This is a genomic window from Myxococcus sp. AM011 (genome assembly GCF_013372595.1).
Taxonomy (GTDB): Bacteria; Myxococcota; Myxococcia; order Myxococcales; family Myxococcaceae; genus Myxococcus; species Myxococcus eversor.
This window is the reverse complement of record NZ_JABXEM010000118.1, coordinates 14,661-32,250: the sequence shown is the minus strand read 5'-3', so window position 1 is coordinate 32,250 and position 17,590 is coordinate 14,661. Positions and strand designations below refer to the sequence as shown.

General features: G+C 66.2%; 9 protein-coding genes and 1 pseudogene. 2 read left to right on the top strand and 8 right to left on the bottom strand.

Features of this window, described 5'->3' with window-relative positions; all coding sequences use genetic code 11:
- Nucleotides 1-68: 68 nt before the first annotated feature.
- Nucleotides 69-2,108 carry an ATP-binding protein gene (locus tag HUW62_RS23965; RefSeq protein ID WP_176435731.1) on the bottom strand — a complete coding sequence of 680 codons (2,040 nt, stop codon included), beginning with the start codon at nt 2,106-2,108 and terminating at the stop codon, nt 69-71.
- Between the two features lie 601 nt (nt 2,109-2,709).
- On the opposite strand from HUW62_RS23965, the pseudogene HUW62_RS23960 reads away from it, so the two are divergent.
- Nucleotides 2,710-3,072: pseudogene (locus HUW62_RS23960) on the top strand (IS3 family transposase); the annotation flags it as partial.
- A gap of 288 nt (nt 3,073-3,360) precedes the next feature.
- Here HUW62_RS23960 and HUW62_RS23955 read toward each other — a convergent pair.
- From HUW62_RS23955 to HUW62_RS23930, 6 genes are read right to left on the bottom strand one after another with little or no spacing between them, the layout of a single operon-like run.
- Nucleotides 3,361-4,374, bottom strand: coding sequence for a phosphotransferase enzyme family protein (locus HUW62_RS23955; protein ID WP_176435730.1), 1,014 nt, complete (start codon nt 4,372-4,374; stop codon nt 3,361-3,363).
- A gap of 8 nt (nt 4,375-4,382) precedes the next feature.
- A complete protein-coding gene (locus tag HUW62_RS23950) occupies nt 4,383-6,131 on the bottom strand; it encodes a hypothetical protein (RefSeq protein WP_176435729.1) in 1,749 nt (582 codons plus the stop codon).
- Nucleotides 6,132-6,137: 6 nt separating this feature from the next.
- On the bottom strand, nt 6,138-7,634 hold the full coding sequence (locus tag HUW62_RS23945; protein ID WP_176435728.1) for a TolC family protein: 1,497 nt from the start codon (nt 7,632-7,634) through the stop codon (nt 6,138-6,140).
- The gene (locus HUW62_RS23940) at nt 7,631-9,742 is read right to left on the bottom strand and encodes an ABC transporter ATP-binding protein (RefSeq protein ID WP_176435727.1); all 2,112 of its coding nucleotides are present in this window, start codon (nt 9,740-9,742) and stop codon (nt 7,631-7,633) included. Before HUW62_RS23940 ends, HUW62_RS23945 begins: the two co-directional genes overlap by 4 nt.
- Nucleotides 9,739-12,471, bottom strand: coding sequence for an ATP-binding cassette domain-containing protein (locus HUW62_RS23935; RefSeq protein ID WP_176435726.1), 2,733 nt, complete (start codon nt 12,469-12,471; stop codon nt 9,739-9,741). Before HUW62_RS23935 ends, HUW62_RS23940 begins: the two co-directional genes overlap by 4 nt.
- Before the next feature lie 2 nt (nt 12,472-12,473).
- Nucleotides 12,474-13,691 (bottom strand): HlyD family secretion protein, encoded by a 1,218-nt coding sequence (locus tag HUW62_RS23930; protein ID WP_163865123.1) that lies wholly within the window; start codon nt 13,689-13,691, stop codon nt 12,474-12,476.
- A 1,336-nt stretch (nt 13,692-15,027) separates the two neighbouring features.
- Between HUW62_RS23930 and HUW62_RS23925 the strand changes: the two genes are divergently transcribed.
- Nucleotides 15,028-15,459, top strand: coding sequence for a hypothetical protein (locus HUW62_RS23925; RefSeq protein ID WP_176435725.1), 432 nt, complete (start codon nt 15,028-15,030; stop codon nt 15,457-15,459).
- A 461-nt stretch (nt 15,460-15,920) separates the two neighbouring features.
- On the opposite strand, the gene HUW62_RS23920 is transcribed toward HUW62_RS23925, so the two are convergent.
- Nucleotides 15,921-17,570, bottom strand: coding sequence for a mechanosensitive ion channel family protein (locus tag HUW62_RS23920; protein ID WP_255203605.1), 1,650 nt, complete (start codon nt 17,568-17,570; stop codon nt 15,921-15,923).
- Nucleotides 17,571-17,590 lie beyond the last annotated feature (20 nt).

The window sequence follows — 17,590 nt, the reverse complement described above, 5'->3', positions numbered from 1 at the left end:
CTCCCTCCCCCTCCACAGGGCCCCGTCCCTCATATGCGCGCGCTGCGGTGATACTTGCCGCTCACCGCTCAGCTTGGAACCTTTGCGAGCCGCTGTCGGAGCCACTCGTAGCTGTTGGTGAAGGCGTCGACCTCTGCATCCGTAAAGCTCTTGGTGTGTGCTTCGATTCGCCGTGCGACGTTGATCGCGTCCAGATTCATCTGGAATCGTCCGCGGTCGTTGTCAAATAGATTCTTGAACGTCTCCCAGTGGGCCGTAATGATGGTGCCCAGGTCCAGGAGGTACAGATCCTCAATGACCTCCCTAGATGTGCGACCGACAAACAAGTCATCGGGACGAGGGCGCTCCGACGTCTTGCGAAGGCCTTCCAGCATCTTCTTAGCAAGCTTGCCTTGATCGAAGCCGCTAGCCACGCCGAGGAAGACCATCACGGCTCGTCGCAGCCCAACCTCAGTATCCACGCGGCGCTCAAACAACTTGGACAACACATCGAGGTCGGGAACGTTGGGCAGCAGAGCAGGTGGCATGTCGCCGCGCGTGAACGGGCCGATCTGCGCCTTGAAACCAGCGCCATGTCGTCGCAAGAAAGACTGGAGGGCTCCAATCCCAAACTGTCCGCTCCCATCGACGAGTCCATACGCTTCGAAGTTTCGCTTAAGCGTCGGGTTTGATTCGCAGTACTCTTGGTAGAAGTTCAGATCGCCATCAGCGAGGACGCGAAGAACTTCATACTCCTCGGGGTACCACCACACGAGCGAGAGCAGGATGTCGCGCATCGGGTTGAAGAGTCGCTGACTGATTTGGTCCTCGCATGCAGTAAACGATGACACGTCCACTATGGCGGGAGCTTGTGGGTTGCGGCGATCGACCCTCGACCACACGACGCTGCATGCCAGCCGGGTCAAGTATGGGTGCCCGCCGTAGCGTGTGTAGAGATAGGAGTAGACGGCCTCGTCGAACTTCAGGCCGCAATAGCGACCAGTAGTGCGGACCAGTTCGCGAGTCCGCTCGTGTGACAATGACGGCAGGAACTTGGTGGTCACGAACTCGAAGATGGGATTTCGTTGCCCCCCGAAGGATTCGGCCTCGGTCACACGCGGGTTCACACCGGACACCATGAAAGAAAATACGCCCTTCGTTTCTTGGTGTACGGCGCGCATGGTCTGCCAGAACGGGAAGAAGTCCGCATCCCAGTGAAGCCCAAGCCGGCCTGATACACCTGCTGTGATGTATTCGATCTCGTCAACCATGAGCACGATGCCATCGAGCTGGCCGATGCTGATGATCGTGCGAATATCCTGGGCGAAGAGTGTGCCTGCAGTGTCTTCCTTGTAGTTACTGTTAAGCACGGCGGTTCGCCGCTTCTTCCGGAAGAGGGCTCCCCTCATGCTCTCAGCGATGTTCTGAAGAGCCACCCACCATCGCGCGGCGTGCATGCCTGGATTTTGTCCATCTATGTACACGCAGAGGATCTTCGAGTCCTCCGCGTCGAGCCGCCTCTCTACGGCAAAAAGCACTGAGGTCTTTCCCGTGCGACGCAATCCAAACAAGCCGAGGTTCTGGTGGCGCCGACTCACCTGGGTCACAATCTCGTTTACGATCTCGTCACGGCCAAAGAAGTACTGATCAGCGTTGATGGGCGAAGAGAACGAGAAGAGGTCGACATCACCGACCCACTCGGCAATCCGAGAGCGCAAGAACAGCGGTCCCCGCGCCTTGTCCAGCAGTTCCGCCGCTAGCATCGGGACCACAACTCGATCAGTCTGCTTGCCGAGCAGCGCTCTCACCGCAGTGTCGTCCCCTTCGTGGATCAGAAGTGCGACGATCTTGTCCACGCGGTGCTTGAGTCCACTGAAATGCACAAGGTTCTCAAGCGTGGTCAGGACGCGGGCGTCGGTGATGTGGTGCCGCGAGTAAATGACAAGGAGTTCTTGGTCGAAACCGAAGCGCTCACGGAAACCCACCTTAGGCTCAGCGATCCAGTACGCGAGTTCCCCCTCAATGCGGCCGTACGTGACATCGAAGCCCTCATCGAGGGCCTGGGCAAGTTGCCGCTCGTAGGGCCGCGACGCAAAGTAGATCTCGTCAGCATCTGCCTTGATGCTCATAGCCACCTCAGGAGGCAAGGACGCAGCAGCATTGCTCGAACTCCGTCGTTAAAGTCCAATGCGATGCGATGGAAGTGTAAGGTGGCATCGGGGCACCGAGATCCCTAGAAATACCCGCCAAAGCGATTAGTCAACCACCACCAGTGTCCAGGGAGTCAACGAATGGCCACATGGTAGCAATCTTAGTGCGCTCCTGAGTCCTCTCCAAGAGAGGATGGGACGCAGGAGAAGGGGAAGACTGACGGAAGCATGCACTTGGGCAAGCGCCCGGATTTACTCGTCGTTTTTGCGAAATGCGTGCGCCGTCACAGATTCGGGGCGCTGGTGGCCACGGATTTAAATCTTGTCTCCCGACCATCGTTGACAGGCTGAAGAGTTCCAGGCATTCCAGCCCATTTTTGTTTGCGGATCCCTCGCCAGTTCCTGAAATCCTATTGCGTACGGACGGGCCTCCGCTGTGACGCACCGGGGTAATGGATCGCAGGCGGGTCACCCAAGCGGTGAGCGTCAAGGTAGATGTTGCGTGAGAGGGTTCAGTCGAAGCGCTTCAACTCCTGCACGGCAGGGGTGAGGTTCGGAGAGGGGCCGAGACGGACGGGGCCTCGTCCTGCGCGCGCTCGACATGGCGTTGCTCGGCCGCCCCGCGCCCGAGCTGCACCACTCGGACCGCGGCAGCCAGTACGCGAGCGAGGACTACCGCCGGCTGCTCAAGGAGCGCGGCATCGCGTGCAGCATGTCGCGCAAGGGCAACTGCTGGGACAACGCGGTGGCCGAGAGCTTCTTCTCCACGCTGAAGCTGGAGCTCGTCTACGTCACCCACTTCAAGACACGTGAGGAAGCAAAGCGAGCGTTGTTCGAGTACATGGAGGTGTTCTACAACCGGAAGCGGCGTCATTCCTCCCTGGGCTACATCAGCCCAGTCGAGTTCGAGCGAGTGTCCACAACGAAGAGGCTGGCAGCGTAACCAACCTGTCTACGGAACCGGGCCACGCCCAGGGCGTGGTGGGCATCTGGTGGGGCCTGTGCGCGGGGCTCATCGCGGTGGCATTCGCGCTGCTCTGGCGCTTCCACCGCGTGAGCGCCGGCACGCTGAGCCCGCTCGAGGCCTGAGCGGGCTCCAAGGCCCGGTGCCTACCAGGGCAGGGACTGCTGAATCATCTCCCGCCGCACGGGCCAGTCGTGATTGCCGCCCTGCCAGATGGCGAGCTAGGGGGCCAGGTACTTCATCCACAGCAGGCTGGAGAGGTGCTCGCTATGCGCCGCTGAAATCAATCTGCAGGACGGGTGTGTCCGCTTCGATGTCGCGCCGGAACCGCCCCCACCGGTCGAGCGTGCTCTCGTCGAGCACGGCCGGGTCGCGATACTGGTGGAACAGCGCGTAGTTCATCGAGCGCTGGAGCGCGAGCAGGTCCGGCACGGCCGCGAGCCACTCGCGATCCATCCGTCGGAGCTCCCGATACCCTTCGAGGAACGGCCCCAGGAACGCAGCGACCGCTTCGTCGCGCGCCTCTCGCGCCTCGCCTCGCGCGATGTAGAAGAGGAGGACCGCGATGTCCTTGACGAACCACGCGTACTCGCAGTTGTCGAAGTCGAACGCGGTGATCTTCCCTTCGGCGAAGCAGAAGTTGTGCATGTGGAGATCGGCGTGGATCAGCCCGTAGCTCTCCGGAGTTCGCGGGAGCCGGTTCAATCGCGCGATGATCGCCGCGGTGCGCTCGCGAACGAGCTTCTCCTCGGGGGGCGAGAACCGGTCGATGTCGACCACGTCGTACTCATGCCATTCCTGGCGCTTGAGCCTGGGGCTCGAAGGCGCGTAGGTCTGGGCGCGGTTGTGGAGCCGCGCGAACAGCCGGCCCATGTCGCGGAACAGGGGGGGCTTCCAGTAGCGCTCCTTGAGCGGAGGCGCGTCGTCGAAGACGATGCCCGGCGCGCGCTCGAACGCGGTGGCGACGAAGTAGCTGCCGGGCTCGCGGTCTTCGATCCGCTCCACGAACTGCCCCGAATCGGAGAGGATCGGCGAGGCGATGGGAATGCGCGCGGCGGCCAGATAGCGAACGAACTCGACCTCCCCCAGCGTGTAGTCAATCGTTCGCCGCGTGCTGTGCGAGATGCGCAAGATAAGGCTTTCGCCGTCGTCGTTCTGCGCCTCGTAGACGAAGTTCTCGAAGGCCTGGAGCTCGGTGAGCTGCTCGGGGGACAGGCCATACCGGCGCGCGGCCTCATCGCGAATCGGTTCGTGGAAGCGGCGGACAAGCTCTGGATGCATCGAACCCTCTAGTCCTTCAACGTGAGGCTGCGCCCACCGTAGCCCAGCACGGTCGAGGCAGAGTCGCTGGTGACCGAGACGCCCAGGCCGCGCGCGAGGGTCTCCGCCAACGGGGGGCCATTGCGCGGCCTCGTGAACACAGCCAGGTCCATGCCGGTCAGGGGGGAATCCGGGCGACGGAGCCGCTGGTTCAGCATCGCTTGCTCGCGCTCGACGACGCGCAGGCACCGGCGCTCGAGGGCGAACGCGCTGGCAGCGACGCCAGCGAGCTCGCCGCGGAGGGGCTCCGCCACGACCGCGTCTGCCGGCAGCCCGTGCGCGAAGAGCTCGGCCAGTCGCCGCTGGCTCGCGTCCTGCTCGGCGGGATCCAGCTTCGCCACCTCGTCCAGCGAGGTGCCCTGTGGCGTGCCGGGGAACGCCTCGCCGATGCGCGCGAACAACCAGCGGCTGAGCTTGATCTCGCGCTGGTAGGTCTCCGCGAGTGGGAAATCGTCCCGGAGCAACGGGTAGCGCGCGACATCGATCGGCGCCTCCACGAACTCTTGCAGCGCGGTGCGCGGGAGGTGTCCGGCGAACGCCGCACGGAGCCGTTCGTGGAGCAGCCCCTGCGTCGCTCCGAGGAAGCGGACCACCGCTTCGACGCGCTGCCCGAGCAGGCCGTAATCGATCGCGGCGTCGAGATCGCCGAGGCGCGCCGCGATGTCGGGCTGGGCCTCAATCGGTGCCGGGGCCACGCCGGTCAACACCTGCATATATTCGTTGATCAGCGCCGGCGGCCCGGCGCACACGCCGTGCGGACCATTGAAGACCGCGTGACGCTCGGCATAGTCCACGATCGTTTGCACGGTGACGGGCTGCTCGGGGGCGTCTCGCACCAGGTCGTTGGTGACCAGGCGAACTCCGTCGATCAGCCGGAACATGGCCGCGAGCCCGCTGTCGAGCTCTCCGTTCGGCACCGGATGGGTGCCCCGCACCATCACGTACCCGACCGACGCGAGCGTGCAGACGACCATCATGTGGAGCTCGCCCGCGGTGAGCACGCCCGGGGTCCGGGGCGGCATGCGCGCGAAGAAGGCCTTGCGGAACTGCTCGGTCAGCGAGAGCAGGTCCGGCCACTGACGCGCCATGCCCTTCATCGCGGTCACGTTCATCGGGAGTTCGTTCTGGTACCGGCTCCCCGCGTAGTGGCACTGCTTGCGCACGGTGGGGAGGTCGAGGAACAAGGTGCGCGGTCCGACGTTGTTCTCGCCCACTTGCCGGCCGTCACCGTCGAGCGCCGGATGCGCCACGCGGTAGACCGGAACGACGACCTCGAGGTTCGACAGCTCCAACGCCCGTCCGTACGCCTGTTCGGTCAGCACGGGGCAACGATTGTCGTGGGCGCTGAACGTGAGCGGCTCACGCCCGGCTGGCACCTCACCCAACCGCTCAGGGTAGGACACCGTGGTGCGGCCCGTGGGCGCATCCGAGACCCGCCGCAGCACCCGCTGTTCAATCAAGGCTTCGAGCAGGTCCCGGATCTTGTCCCAGGAATGGGGCGCGCCGTCCGACCACGCCATGGCGTCGGAGGCTTGAAATTGCTCGACCTGGATCAGCTTCTCGCCCAAGGGCGCGATGTCCGGCTCGTCGAAGATGAGCTCCACCTCGCCATAGAAGAGGTGCAGGACCTGCTGGCCATTCCCCGCGTCGATCCGGTCGTGCGTGAGCCGCTTTCGATTGGGAATGTAGAGCATCTCATCCGCTTGCAGCTGTGCCATGGCTTTTCACTCCCGATTGAGTGTGACGTCGCGCGACCAGGTGCCGCCGAGCGAACGATAGACCGCGACGCGATGGTTGAGCAGCACCCGTTGCGCTTGCAGACTCGCGCGCTCGAGCCCGACCAGATTCGTCAGGGCGGAGAGCACCGTCAGATAGTCCGAGAGCCCCTGCTCGAAGAGCCGCCTCGCCTCGTCCAGGAGCCGCTGCCCGAGCTGGACCTGCGCGCGCAGGGCGCGCAGGTTCGTCGCCCCGGTCTCCTCCTGGACCACGGCATCCTGCACCCGTCCGATCGCGGTGTTCAGTGCGAGCTGGTATTGGACGTGGCGACGGTGGAGCTGGATCGGCAGGCGCATGTGCTCGGTGAATCGCCTTCCATCGAAAAAGGCCCAGGTCAGGTTCACGCCGACGACGGACTGGTGGAGGACCGGCTCCGAGGGGCCGACCTTCGCGGCGCCCACGCTGCCCACCAGTTCGATTGTCGGAAGCCAGCTCGCCCGGTTCGCGTTGATGCGGTGCTCGACCTCGGCGACGCGCAGCTCCTGGAGCCGCATCTCCGGCGTGTTCGCGTTCAGGTCTCCTGGCGTTCCGAGTCTGGGCGGAGGCGGGAGATCGGGGAGCTGTCGCTCGAGGGGGACGATGTCGTCCGCGGGATTGGGGACCCGGCCCAGCAGCGCCTTCAGCTCCGAATTCAAGAGCGCGCTCCGGGCGGAGATCAGCGGCACCTGCGCTTCGAGGTTCAGCAGCAACTGCTCCTGCTGCAGCACCGCGAGCCGGGGCGTGAGGTGCTGCTCGAACCGCGCTTGAATCAGCCGCAGCAGCTCCTTGTTGTAGTCGATCTGCCGCAGCGTGAGGTCCCGGAGCGCGCGGGCCTCGAGGATGTCGAACCAGACCTGGGTGATCCGCTGCGCGAGGTCCTGGACGCGGGCCTCGGTGAGCTGCCGCTGCTGCTCGGCGAAGTTCATTCCCGCGCTCCGCTGCGCGGCGAGGTTTCCGAACAGGTCGACCTGGTAGGTCACGCCGACATCGGCGGTGGCGATGCTGTACCTGGCCTGGGTTGCCGGCGCGGGCGGAACGATGGCGACCACATGACTCAGCCCCGCCGGGTTGAGGATGCCGACCTGGAGCGGGTACCACCAACCTTGCGGCACGTTGGGGTCGAGCTGGTTCTCGTAGATCAGATCCCGCACGTCGTGCAGGACCAGGCTGTTGGCGAAGCACTCCTGGATGGCCGTGTCGAGCGCCGGATCGGCGAACGCCGACCACCAGACCTCGTCCTGGGTGACGTGCTCGGCGGGCCGCGAGGGTGCGCCCTCCTCCTTCGGCGGCCGAGGGCTTGGAGCCTCACCCTCGGGTGCGCTGGACGGTGGAGGCGGCTCGGTGCTCGGCTCGACGGAGGTCGAGTAGCTGCCTGGCGCCTGAGGCGGTGTGACGACGACGGGACGGACCAGCCCACAACCGGAGCAGGTCGTCGCGAGGAGTGCGAGCGTGAGTCGAAGGCTCATGGGTGGCTGACGACCACGAGGGCTTTCGCGTGGTTGAGGACGCAGCGCTGCGCGACCCGCATGGTCTCGGGATCGAGGGAGGCGAAGCTCTCGTCGAGGATGACCAGCTCGACCCCCTGCAACAGCGTGCGTGCGATGTAGAGCCGGCTCTTCTCGCCGTGCGAGAGTTGCCAGCCGGTCTCGCCGATCATCTCCTCGAGGCCGGCGGGCATCTTGGCGACCAGTTCGTCCAGCCCGAGCTCCTTGCACAGCGCGGCGGCCTTGGTCCGCAGCTCGGGCGAGGTCGGCCACTCGCGCCCGAGCAGGAGGTTGTACGCGAAGCTGCCGGACAGGACGTGGTTCTCGTGGAACTGAGGCGCGGCGGTGATGCGCTTGCGCCAGCCCGAGGAGCCGAACGTCGCGCGGTCCAACGCGTGCAGCAGCATCACCCCGCCCTGCGGCCTCCTCATGCCCGTGAGCAGCGACACCAGCGTCGACTTGCCACCGCCCGATGGGCCCTCCAGCAGGATGCGGTCGCCCTGCGCTATCTGGAACGAGCAGTTCTCGAGCACCGGCCGGGTGCGCGCGTCGTGCCGGAAGGTCACGCCCCGCGCCTCGATGAGGCTTCCGCCGTCGGCGTCGGTGGGCTTGCCTCCCTCCATTTCGAGAGGGACTTTCGATTCGAGCTCGGGGCGGCCCACCGCGAGCAACAAGTCGCGGATCTGTTCGAACGACACCGCCGCCTGGGAGACCTGCTGGAAGTAGACTGAGACCTCGTCGAAGGCGCGCAGCGCGAGCAAGATGCCGCCCACGGCCACCGCCAGCGCGCTGGCATTGGCCGTACCGGTGCTGAAACCCGGCAGCAAGGTCAGCAGGCCGAGCACCAACCAGCCGTCGCGCAGGAGCGCGGTCAGCTGCATGGTCCGGCGATCCATCTCCTTCGAGATCTCGGAGTAGGAGCTCAAGCGGAGGTCTTCGCCATCATGCCAGCGCTCGAGTGGAAGCTGCGCCAGCCGCGTTCGATGGCCGAGCATGCGCTCGAGCAGGTCGTGGGTGATTTCGACGCGCGCGCTCGACCACTCCCGCTGGACGCCATAGTGGCGGCGCGCGAGGACGAACGCGACCACGACCCACAGGACGAGCGCCATCGCCTGGGGCCACCCTCCCGCCCCGAGCACGAGGATGACGCCCGCCATGATCAAGTCGACGAGCGACAACACCGCGAGCAGGGCGCCGCCGACCGCGAGCTGCTCGACGACCTCGGCCTCGGCGACGCGGCCGAAATGGCGGCCGATGCCGTCGAGCCGCACCTCGTCGGGGGTCAGCTTGAGGGTTCCCGCGAGGAGCTGCTGCTTCAGCAGCGTTCCGAGCCGGATCGAGAACACGCCCTGCCACCACACCTCGAGCATGCGCAGCGGAATCGCGCACGCGATGACGGCGATCCACCCCAGGAACCAGCCGGTCTCGAGGTGGGCCTGGAGCGCGGCGCGACCGAGCAACCAGAACGAGCCCGCCAGCACCAGCGAGAGGAGCGTGTGGCTCACGAGGATGCCGACGGCGAGCGAGGGGATGTCGCCGAGCAGCGTCCGCCGGCTCGCGGTGCGCCTGGGGCGCATGATCCAGCCGGTGCGCAGCTGCGCCTGGCCGAGCCGCTGCAGCAGCATCCGTGAGCGGGCGCGCTCGCGCGCACGGGGCGACATCTCCACGCCGCCGAGCAGTTGGTCCACCTCGGCGACGGTGGCTTCCTGCTCTTCGCGCAGGAGCGCGAGCGCGCTCTTCGTCGGGAGCGAAACCACCGTGGCATCGCGCGCGAGCAGGCGCAGCTTCCCGCGCCGCGTGCCCAGCAGCACCAGATAGGACGGGACGCCGTCTCGCCGGACCTGGAGGATGCAGGGCGCGGCGCGTTCGAGGACGTGGGGCAGCTCGTGGTAGAGCGGCGTGATCGGCTCGAGCTCCACGCCGAGTCGATCTCCGAGCGCGAACATCCAGACCCGGCTCGGCTCGACGGCCGCCGCGGGCGGAGCGATCTCACCCGCGGCCCTGCCATAGCCCTGCCTCTGCGCCAGTTGCTCCAGCGCATCGGGCAGTCGCTCGACCGGCCACAACAGGTCGGAGTGCGAGCGCATCATCCCACCAGCTCCAGCTCGCCCGCAGTGGGCTTCGCGACCGGCGTCTCCACCGGCTTCGGCGCCGGCCTCTCCACCAGTTGGCCGTCCGAAAGCCACCAATGGCGCCAGTGCCCGCCGCCCCAGAGCAGCGTGCGATTCTCCTGGTCGGCGCGAAGGAGCACGGAGTACCGCGACTCCTTGTTCGCGAGCAGCTCCTTCGGCGGCCCGTTCTCGAGGATCCGACCGTTCTCGACGACGAGCACGCGATCGAACTCCTGGGTGTGCTCGACGTCGTGGGTGACACAGAGGAGCGTGATGTCTGCCCAGAGCCGCCGGGACTCGGCGAGGAGCCGCGCGCGCCGGTCGCGATCAAGACCGCGAAAGGGCTCGTCGAGGATGGCCAGGCGCACGCCGGAGCGGAGCATCGCGCGCGCCAGGCGCACGCGCTGACCCTGGCCGCCGGAGACAAGCCCTCCGCCTTCGCCCAACGACGTCTGCAGCCCGTCTGGAAGCGCCTCGAGGATGTCGAGCATCTCGGCGCCCTTGAGCGCCCCAGACAGTGCCCAGCCGTGCGCGCCATCGTTGCCATACCGGATGTTGTCGATGAGGCTCTGGTTCCAGAGACTGATCGCCGGGTCCACCCAGGCCGTGGTGCGCCGCAGCCGCTCGACAGCGGCCTGGTCGAGCACCTGCCCGTCGACCTTGATCTCACCGCGCGCCGGCCGGAGCCAGCCGAGCAGAAGGCCGACCAGCGTCGACTTGCCTGCGCCGGAGACACCGACCACGGCCACGTGCTCGCCGGGGGCGATCTTCAAGGAGACCTTGTCGAGGATGGTGTGACCGCCGCCCTTCACGCGGACCTTCTCCATCACGATCGAAACGCCGCTCGCGGCGCCCGCGGGCGCGACAGGCGCCTGCACCGGCGACTCGGTCCGTGCCGTCGGCTCCTTGATGTCGCCGATGATGTCGAGGAGCCGGCGAACCCGGTTCATCGCATTCGGGAACGCGCGGCTCAGCACCATCAGCCGCTGGCCGAGGATGGGGTAGCGAAGCGCCCAATAGACGACCAACAACACCAGCGAAGCCCGCTCGGTGCCGGCGAGGTACGAGTAGACGAGCAGCATGACGAGGCCGTAGCTCACCAGCATCAGCCCGCCTTCGAACCCGACCGACAGCGTCTGGACCCAATAGCGGGCCTTGGTCCAGCTGACGAGCAAGGTCTCCTGCGCGCGGCGCAGCGACCGCTCGGCGCCGTGGATGCGGATCGGCGTGAGCCCGACGAGCGCGTTCAGGGTGAAGCCGCTGAGCGCGCCTGAGTGCATCTGCACGCGCAGGTCGGGCTCGAAGAGCAGCTTCTGCGCGACCAGGGGCACGAGCAGCGTGACCGCCGCGAGCCCGAGCACGATGTGCCATGCGTACGGTGCGGCCCAGATGAGCGCGGCGGTGATGCTCGCGACCTCGAGCGACAGGATGGCGGCCTGCGCGAGCAACTGCGGCAGCGACCGCATCGCCTGGATGTTGTGCGTGCGAGACGCCATGTCGGAGGCGAGCCGGCTCTGGAAATAGCGGTCCTCCATCTCGGGGAGCTTCTCGAAATAGGCCTTCCGCAGCCGCACCTCGAGCCGGCGGCCGATGCCGAGCAGTCCCAAGGAAATGGGGATCTGGATGAGCATGAAGCAGAGCGCGACGCCCGCGAGAACGGCCATGCCCGTCGCACGCTGCGCGAACGTGCCGAGGTCGCGCCCCAGGTCGAGCACGCCACGGAGCATCAACGCTTGCAGGATCCGCCCGAAGGTGGCGAACACCAGTCCCACCGCGATCAGGCCCGGAACGACCCACGAATCCTCGCCTCGCAGGCGGAGCAGCATTCGCGCCGGGCTCACCTGTCTGGCGACGAGCTCCGTCGCCAGGTCGCTGGCGAGCACGGCTCTCGGCGCGTCTTCACCTGTGCGCGAAGCCTCTTCGCGCCAACCGCGAATCCGCATCAGCACCGCGCCGGTCATCGACAGCTCGCCGTCCACCTCGGGGTTGGGGCGAACGGACCAATAGGCAGCGGGAATGGGCACTTCGCCGGAAGCGTCCTTCGCGATCATGGATTGCAGCAGACCCGCCGCAGTCGCTCCTCGCCGGACGGCGCCCGCGCCGATCATCGCTTCGGACGCCCGGCACGCGGCGTCGAGCCTGGCGATGGACAGATACCCGGTGTCCTCGAGCGCCCGGGCCACCAGCGCCCGCGCCTGCGTGGCACCCAGGTTCAGCAGGCGGCGCTCGAACGTCGCGACCGCCTCCTCGGACCCGGCCCATTCGCGCCAGCCGGTCGCCGGAACGGACGTGGTGTGCTGGTACAGGTGGCCCAGCAGCGTCGAAATCCGGGTCCAGTGACGGCCCGCCGCCGGGTCCATGACCTGGACGAATGGGCCGATGCGCTTCCACAGCACCACGAAGTGCGGCCGTCCTCCCGCGCTGAGCGTGACGATGATGGCGGGGAGGGCCTTGGCTTCAGGGACCACCACGTGATCGAGCGGAAGCATCACCTGCTCGGAGTCGAGCCCGAGCTGGTTGGCGACTTCATCCAAGGTGACGATCGAGGTGCCGTCGACGTCCGTCTGACACACTTCGCGAAGGACGCGATAGTTGAGTTCGACGCCCATTCCCGCGAACAGGCTCTTGAGCGAAGCGGGACCGCAGTCCGTCGCCGAGATCTGGATGACCTCGGGAATGATCGAGCGCCGGACCCTGGGAGGAGTCATGGTCAGCGGGCCTCGGCTTCGGGCTGAAACACGCTCGTGGGCGGCTCTTCAGGCTGCGGGTTCCATTCGCCGAGCGACCGCATCAGCAGCGCGACAGGCGATGCCCGCGCGACCTCGACCTCCACCACCAGGGTCATGCCGTGACGGAGCTGGATGCGTGGGTCGTCCGGCGGTGCGAACTTGAGCTCGACGCGCACCGTACCGGGGATGGCCTCGGGCGTGGCCGTCTGGCCGGGCTCGGTCCCGACGGCCGTCACCCTGGCGGGGACCGTCCCGTAGATGGTGTTCGGGTAGCCGTCGAGCTTGAGGCGCGCCGTCTGGCCGGGCTGGATCAATCCGACGACCTCCTTCGGGAAACGGGCGCGCACCCGCACCTCGGCATTGCTCGCGACGATGGTGCCGACCCGTTGCCCATCGGCGATGAACGCTCCCGAGCCGAGCTCCGCCACGTCGACCAGGTGGCCCGTGGCCGGCGCCCGATACAGCTTCCGCTCGATCTGGTACTCGAGGCGGTCGATGGCGCCCCGGAGCTCCCGGATCCGCCCCTCGGCGCCCAGCTCCTCGCGCTCGAGTCCGAGCAGCTGCGCGGCGAAGGCTTGACGGCGCACGTTCTGCTCGCGCCGCAGTCGGGTGAGCGCCAGGCCCTGCGCCGTCTGCGCGAAGCTGAGCGCGTCAACATCGGTCGTGCGCTCGAGCTTCTCCATCTCCGAGACCGCGCCAGTCGGGCTCTTGAGGGCCAGCTGCTCGCGTTCCACCGCGAGCCGATGCCTGGGCACGAGCTCCTGCTCCCTCCCCAGCGCCTCCTTGACCGCGACCTCGTCCACCCCTGCCGTCAAAGCCGCCTCTTCGCGCTTGTTGGTGATCTGCTGGCGGATGATAGCGAGTTCCTTCTCGGTCGCGGCGAGCGTCGCCTTGCTCCGCTCGAGCTCGAGGCGCTCGGCCCGTGCGTCGAACTCGATGAGGAGGTCGCCTTCCTTGACCTGCTGGTCGAGCTTGAGATGCGAGAGCACGACCCTGCCCGCGCTGGGCGGCTCGATGCGATGGACGGCGTTGTGTGGCTCGATCCGGGCCTGTGAGCTGGCCTTGACGAGCGGGACCTTGGCGAACAGCGACCAGACGATGAGCCCGCCGACGCACAACACCATCAGAGCGACGAACACGAGGCGCGTGTCCGACTCGTAGTTCAGGGAACGAAGGGTCCGCTCGAAGGGATATGCCATGGTCCGCGAACCAAAGTCGCCTTAATGGCCGCGCCGTGTCAACACCTCGGCCACTGCTTTGTGATTCACGCTCCCCTTGGCTGAATACGTGCACATCGATGCGACGCGGGACTTCGCCCGCATCGCCGCAATGCGCCACATATTGTACTTGGGTTCGATTTGACATCCAGCTTCGATTACACTTAGCGTTCAATTTGAAAGGAGGCACGACATGAAGATCAAGCTCCACGTTCGCGGCGGTCCGAAGGCGCGTTCGTAGTCAGTCGTTTTGACGCCTGCTGTCGAAGCTGGGCGTCCCTCGTTTTCGATCACAAGAGGGGGGTTGATGGGGATCTTCCATCAGCCCCTCCTCTCGTTTGTGGCAACGTCTTGACCTCACAGGTCCTCGTGCCTGCCAGGTTGCTCCAGAACCTCTCAGGCGCTTGAACCGAATATTCCAGGGCGCTCCTGGGTGGCTGTTGAGCCAGTCTCGTGGCTTCCCAAAGTTGCGCGGCACCTCAATCCCAACGCCGCAAGTCGGGCGGGTTCGCCCGGCATTTTGTCCCTGCTCGGCCGTGTGCCGCGCCAGCATTGATGAGCAACTCGGCCTGCTTGAGATGACTTGGCACCATCACCTTCCGACCTGCTGAGTCAGCCACCCTCCCGTCAGAGCAACGAACACGAGGCGCGTGTCCGACTCGTGGTTCAGGGGACGAAGGGTCCGCGCGAAGGGACATGCCATGGTCCGCGAACCAAAGTCGCCTTGATGGCCGCGCCGGGTCAACACCTCGGCCACTGCCTTGTGATTCACGCGCCCCTTGGCTGAATACGTGCACATCGATGCGACACGAGACTTCGCCCGCATCGCCGCAATGCGCCACATTTTGTTCCTTGGTTCGATTTGACATCCAGCTTCGATTACACTTAGCGTTCAATTTGAAAGGAGGCACGACATGAAGATCAAGCTCCACGTTCGCGGCGGCCCGAAGGCTCGTTAGTAGTCAGCCGTGTTGACGCCAGCTGTCGAGGCTGGTCGTCCCTCGTTTCCGATGACCAGAGGGGGGTTGATGGGGATCTTCCATCAGCCCCTCCTCTCATTTCTGGCACTGTCTTGACCTCGCAGGTCCTCGTTCCTGCCAGGTTGCTCCAGAACCTCTCAGGTGCTTGAGCCGAATATTCCAGGGGGTGGTGCCTCAACCCCAACCTTGCAAGTCGGGCAGGTTCGCCCGCCATTTTGTCCCTGCTCGGCCGTGTGTCGCGCCAGCATTGATGAGCAAATCGGCTTGCTTGAGATGACTTAGCACCATCATCCTCCGACCTGCTGAGTCAGCCACCCTCGCCAGTCATCACGGCTTCAATGTTTCAATGGCAGCAGCTCGCATCCATCCAGGGGCTGCACGTCACCTTCACCGACGCCAACAAGGACGGCCTCGCCGACGCGCTACTCTACAGCCCGGGCAGCGGCACCTCGACGCTGTACGCCAACACCGGCGACGGGTGGGTCGCCCAGCCGGTGGGCGCCTTCGCGTCCCTGGGGATGGGCGTCTCGGCGCCGCTGGCCGCGGACGGCAGCGGCAGCGGCAGCGGCAGCGGCGAGCTGTACCGCCTGGTGACGGGCAAGGCGCGTACGGTGGCGCTCGACGCCGCGCCCACCGGACCGCTGCGGGAGGCGGACGACGTGCGGGGCAGGCGGCTGCGGCTCGGCTCCGCGCGCGGGCCGGCCACCCCCGGCGGCCGATCCGCGGCAGACGGTGCTGGACACCTTCCGGGTGCGCTCGGCCGGCGATGACGAGGTCGCCTACACCGACGGCTACGCCTCGCCCCGGGGCGCATCCCACCGGGCGCTACCTGCTCGGTTATCAGCCCACCGTGTTGGGCACGTTCCCGGCGGCGCAAGCGGATGCAAAGGGGGCACCTCCCGCGAAAGCCGCGATGGACGCAGCGGCGGGAAGAAGGCCTCCATGGACGAGCTCGTCCCGAAGGACCACGGCGAGGAGCTTGCAATCTTCCGCAGCCAGGTCATCGGCCCGGTGGTGCACCGCCAGTTGACGCGCGGAGAGGCGCGGGGCGCACGGAGGGAGCTGGCGCGGCAGAAGTTCCGCCCGCTCGCAACCGAGCGCACGCGGCACTTCAGCGTGCCGACGCTGGTACTACCGCTTGCGCAAGCACGGCCTCGCCTCCCCGCGGCCGCATCGCGGCGTCCCTCGTCCGCGAGGAGAGAGGCGCGGTGCGCCCCCGTTGACACGAGGACTACCGAACCGAGGCGGCAATGGCCTGGGGCTCCTCCTCCGGCGGCGCGGCGGCGGTGGCGGGAAGCGCCGTGGTCCCCTCGTATTGCACCGACTTGGGATAGGGAAGTTCCAGGCCGTTGGCGTTGAAGGCGTCGAACAGCAGCCGATTGAGCAGCCGCTTCACGTCGAAGTGCGTCCCTGGCTGGACCTTGGCTTCAATGCGAATGGTCATCCAGCTCTCGTCCATGCTCTCGATACCCAGCAGCTTGGGCATCTCGGACACCTTGCCCGCCGACAGCAAGGGCACCTGCTCGCAGACCTGGCCAATCACATCCAGCACCTTCTTCAGGTCGCACTCATAGGCCACGGCCATGTCCACGACCGCCAGCGTCCAGCCGCGACTGTAATTGATGACATTCTTGACTTCACCATTGCGGAGGATGTGAAGGCGCCCGAAGCGGTCTCGAATGCGGGTGATGCGAGGCGTTATCTCCTCCACCACGCCCTCGGTATCGTTGATGCGGATGTAGTCGCCGTTCAGAATCTGGTCCTCGAAGAGCAGGAAGATGCCGTTGACCATGTCCGTGACGATGGCCTGTGAGCCCAGACCCACGGTGAGGCCGACGATGCCGGCGCCAGCGAGGATGGGGGTGGGGTCCACACCCAGGTCGCTGAGCACCATCATCCCCACCAGGAAGTAGACCAGGTACGTGGAGGCTCTCTGGATGAGGGCAACGAAGGTGTTGCGCCGCCGGGCCTTGTCATCCAGGTCGAGACCGTCCACCTTGAAGGCCCGGGCGATGAGCAGCCGGACGAACTCCACGGCGACGCTGGCGGCGAAGAACAGGGCGATGACGCGGATGAGCACCGGCCCGTACGGAGCAAAGGGCTCCAGGCCCTGGAACCGACGGATGATGAGGGTCGCCACCGAGATGTAGACGATGGCCTCGAGGCTCCGCTGCCCCACCGGCAGCAGCCGGCTGAGGGCCATGAAGTACTCCTCGTACTTCGTGGCCGTGCTCTTCGCCCGCCAGGACTCGACCAGCCGACCCGACATCAGGTGCAGCAAGGACACCGCCAGGCGCCCACCGCTGATGCACAGCAACACGAAGACGGTGGTGCCAACGAGCCAGTCGAACGCGGCCGGGGGTTGCAGCGAGGTGACCGCCACGCCCACCGCGAAGTAGGCCAGCACCAGTTTGATGAAGCCGGGTCCCTGCTCCATCGCCTTCTGGGCATGTGCCCTGTGCTCCGGGCGCAGTTGCCACTCGTTCACCTTGCGCTCGAGCCGCATCAGGAGCTGGCGTGCCGTCCGATCCAACACCAGGAAGGCCGTCAGCAAGAGCACCAGCAGCCCCGCTCCGCGCCCCAGGGCCGACAGCCCCTCCACCGTCACCCCCGCCAGCAAGGCATTGAAGGGGGGCTCCAGGTCCTTCTTCGCCCACAGGGAGAAGCCCAGCACGGCGATGCCGACGATGACCACCACGAAGGACAGGAGGGCGGCGCTCAGCCGGGCGCGCTTGCGAAGCGCATCCGCCATTGGCTCCAGCGCCTTCACACCCATCAGCCGGATGCCCTGGTACAGCAGCGCACTGGAGGCCACGAGCACGGCCCAGAGGACGAGCAGCAACAATGTCACGCTCAATCCGACGAGCCATGCGTTGTTCAACTCGACCGTATCCGCAAGTC

What these genes read in the sequence shown, in the direction of transcription:
- HUW62_RS23965 (WP_176435731.1), bottom strand. Translation starts at nt 2,108, where the DNA reads ATGAGCATCAAGGCAGATGCTGACGAGATCTACTTTGCGTCGCGGCCC.
- HUW62_RS23955 (WP_176435730.1), bottom strand. Translation starts at nt 4,374, where the DNA reads ATGCATCCAGAGCTTGTCCGCCGCTTCCACGAACCGATTCGCGATGAG.
- HUW62_RS23950 (WP_176435729.1), bottom strand. Translation starts at nt 6,131, where the DNA reads ATGGCACAGCTGCAAGCGGATGAGATGCTCTACATTCCCAATCGAAAG.
- HUW62_RS23945 (WP_176435728.1), bottom strand. Translation starts at nt 7,634, where the DNA reads ATGAGCCTTCGACTCACGCTCGCACTCCTCGCGACGACCTGCTCCGGT.
- HUW62_RS23940 (WP_176435727.1), bottom strand. Translation starts at nt 9,742, where the DNA reads ATGATGCGCTCGCACTCCGACCTGTTGTGGCCGGTCGAGCGACTGCCC.
- HUW62_RS23935 (WP_176435726.1), bottom strand. Translation starts at nt 12,471, where the DNA reads ATGACTCCTCCCAGGGTCCGGCGCTCGATCATTCCCGAGGTCATCCAG.
- HUW62_RS23930 (WP_163865123.1), bottom strand. Translation starts at nt 13,691, where the DNA reads ATGGCATATCCCTTCGAGCGGACCCTTCGTTCCCTGAACTACGAGTCG.
- HUW62_RS23925 (WP_176435725.1), top strand. Translation starts at nt 15,028, where the DNA reads ATGTTTCAATGGCAGCAGCTCGCATCCATCCAGGGGCTGCACGTCACC.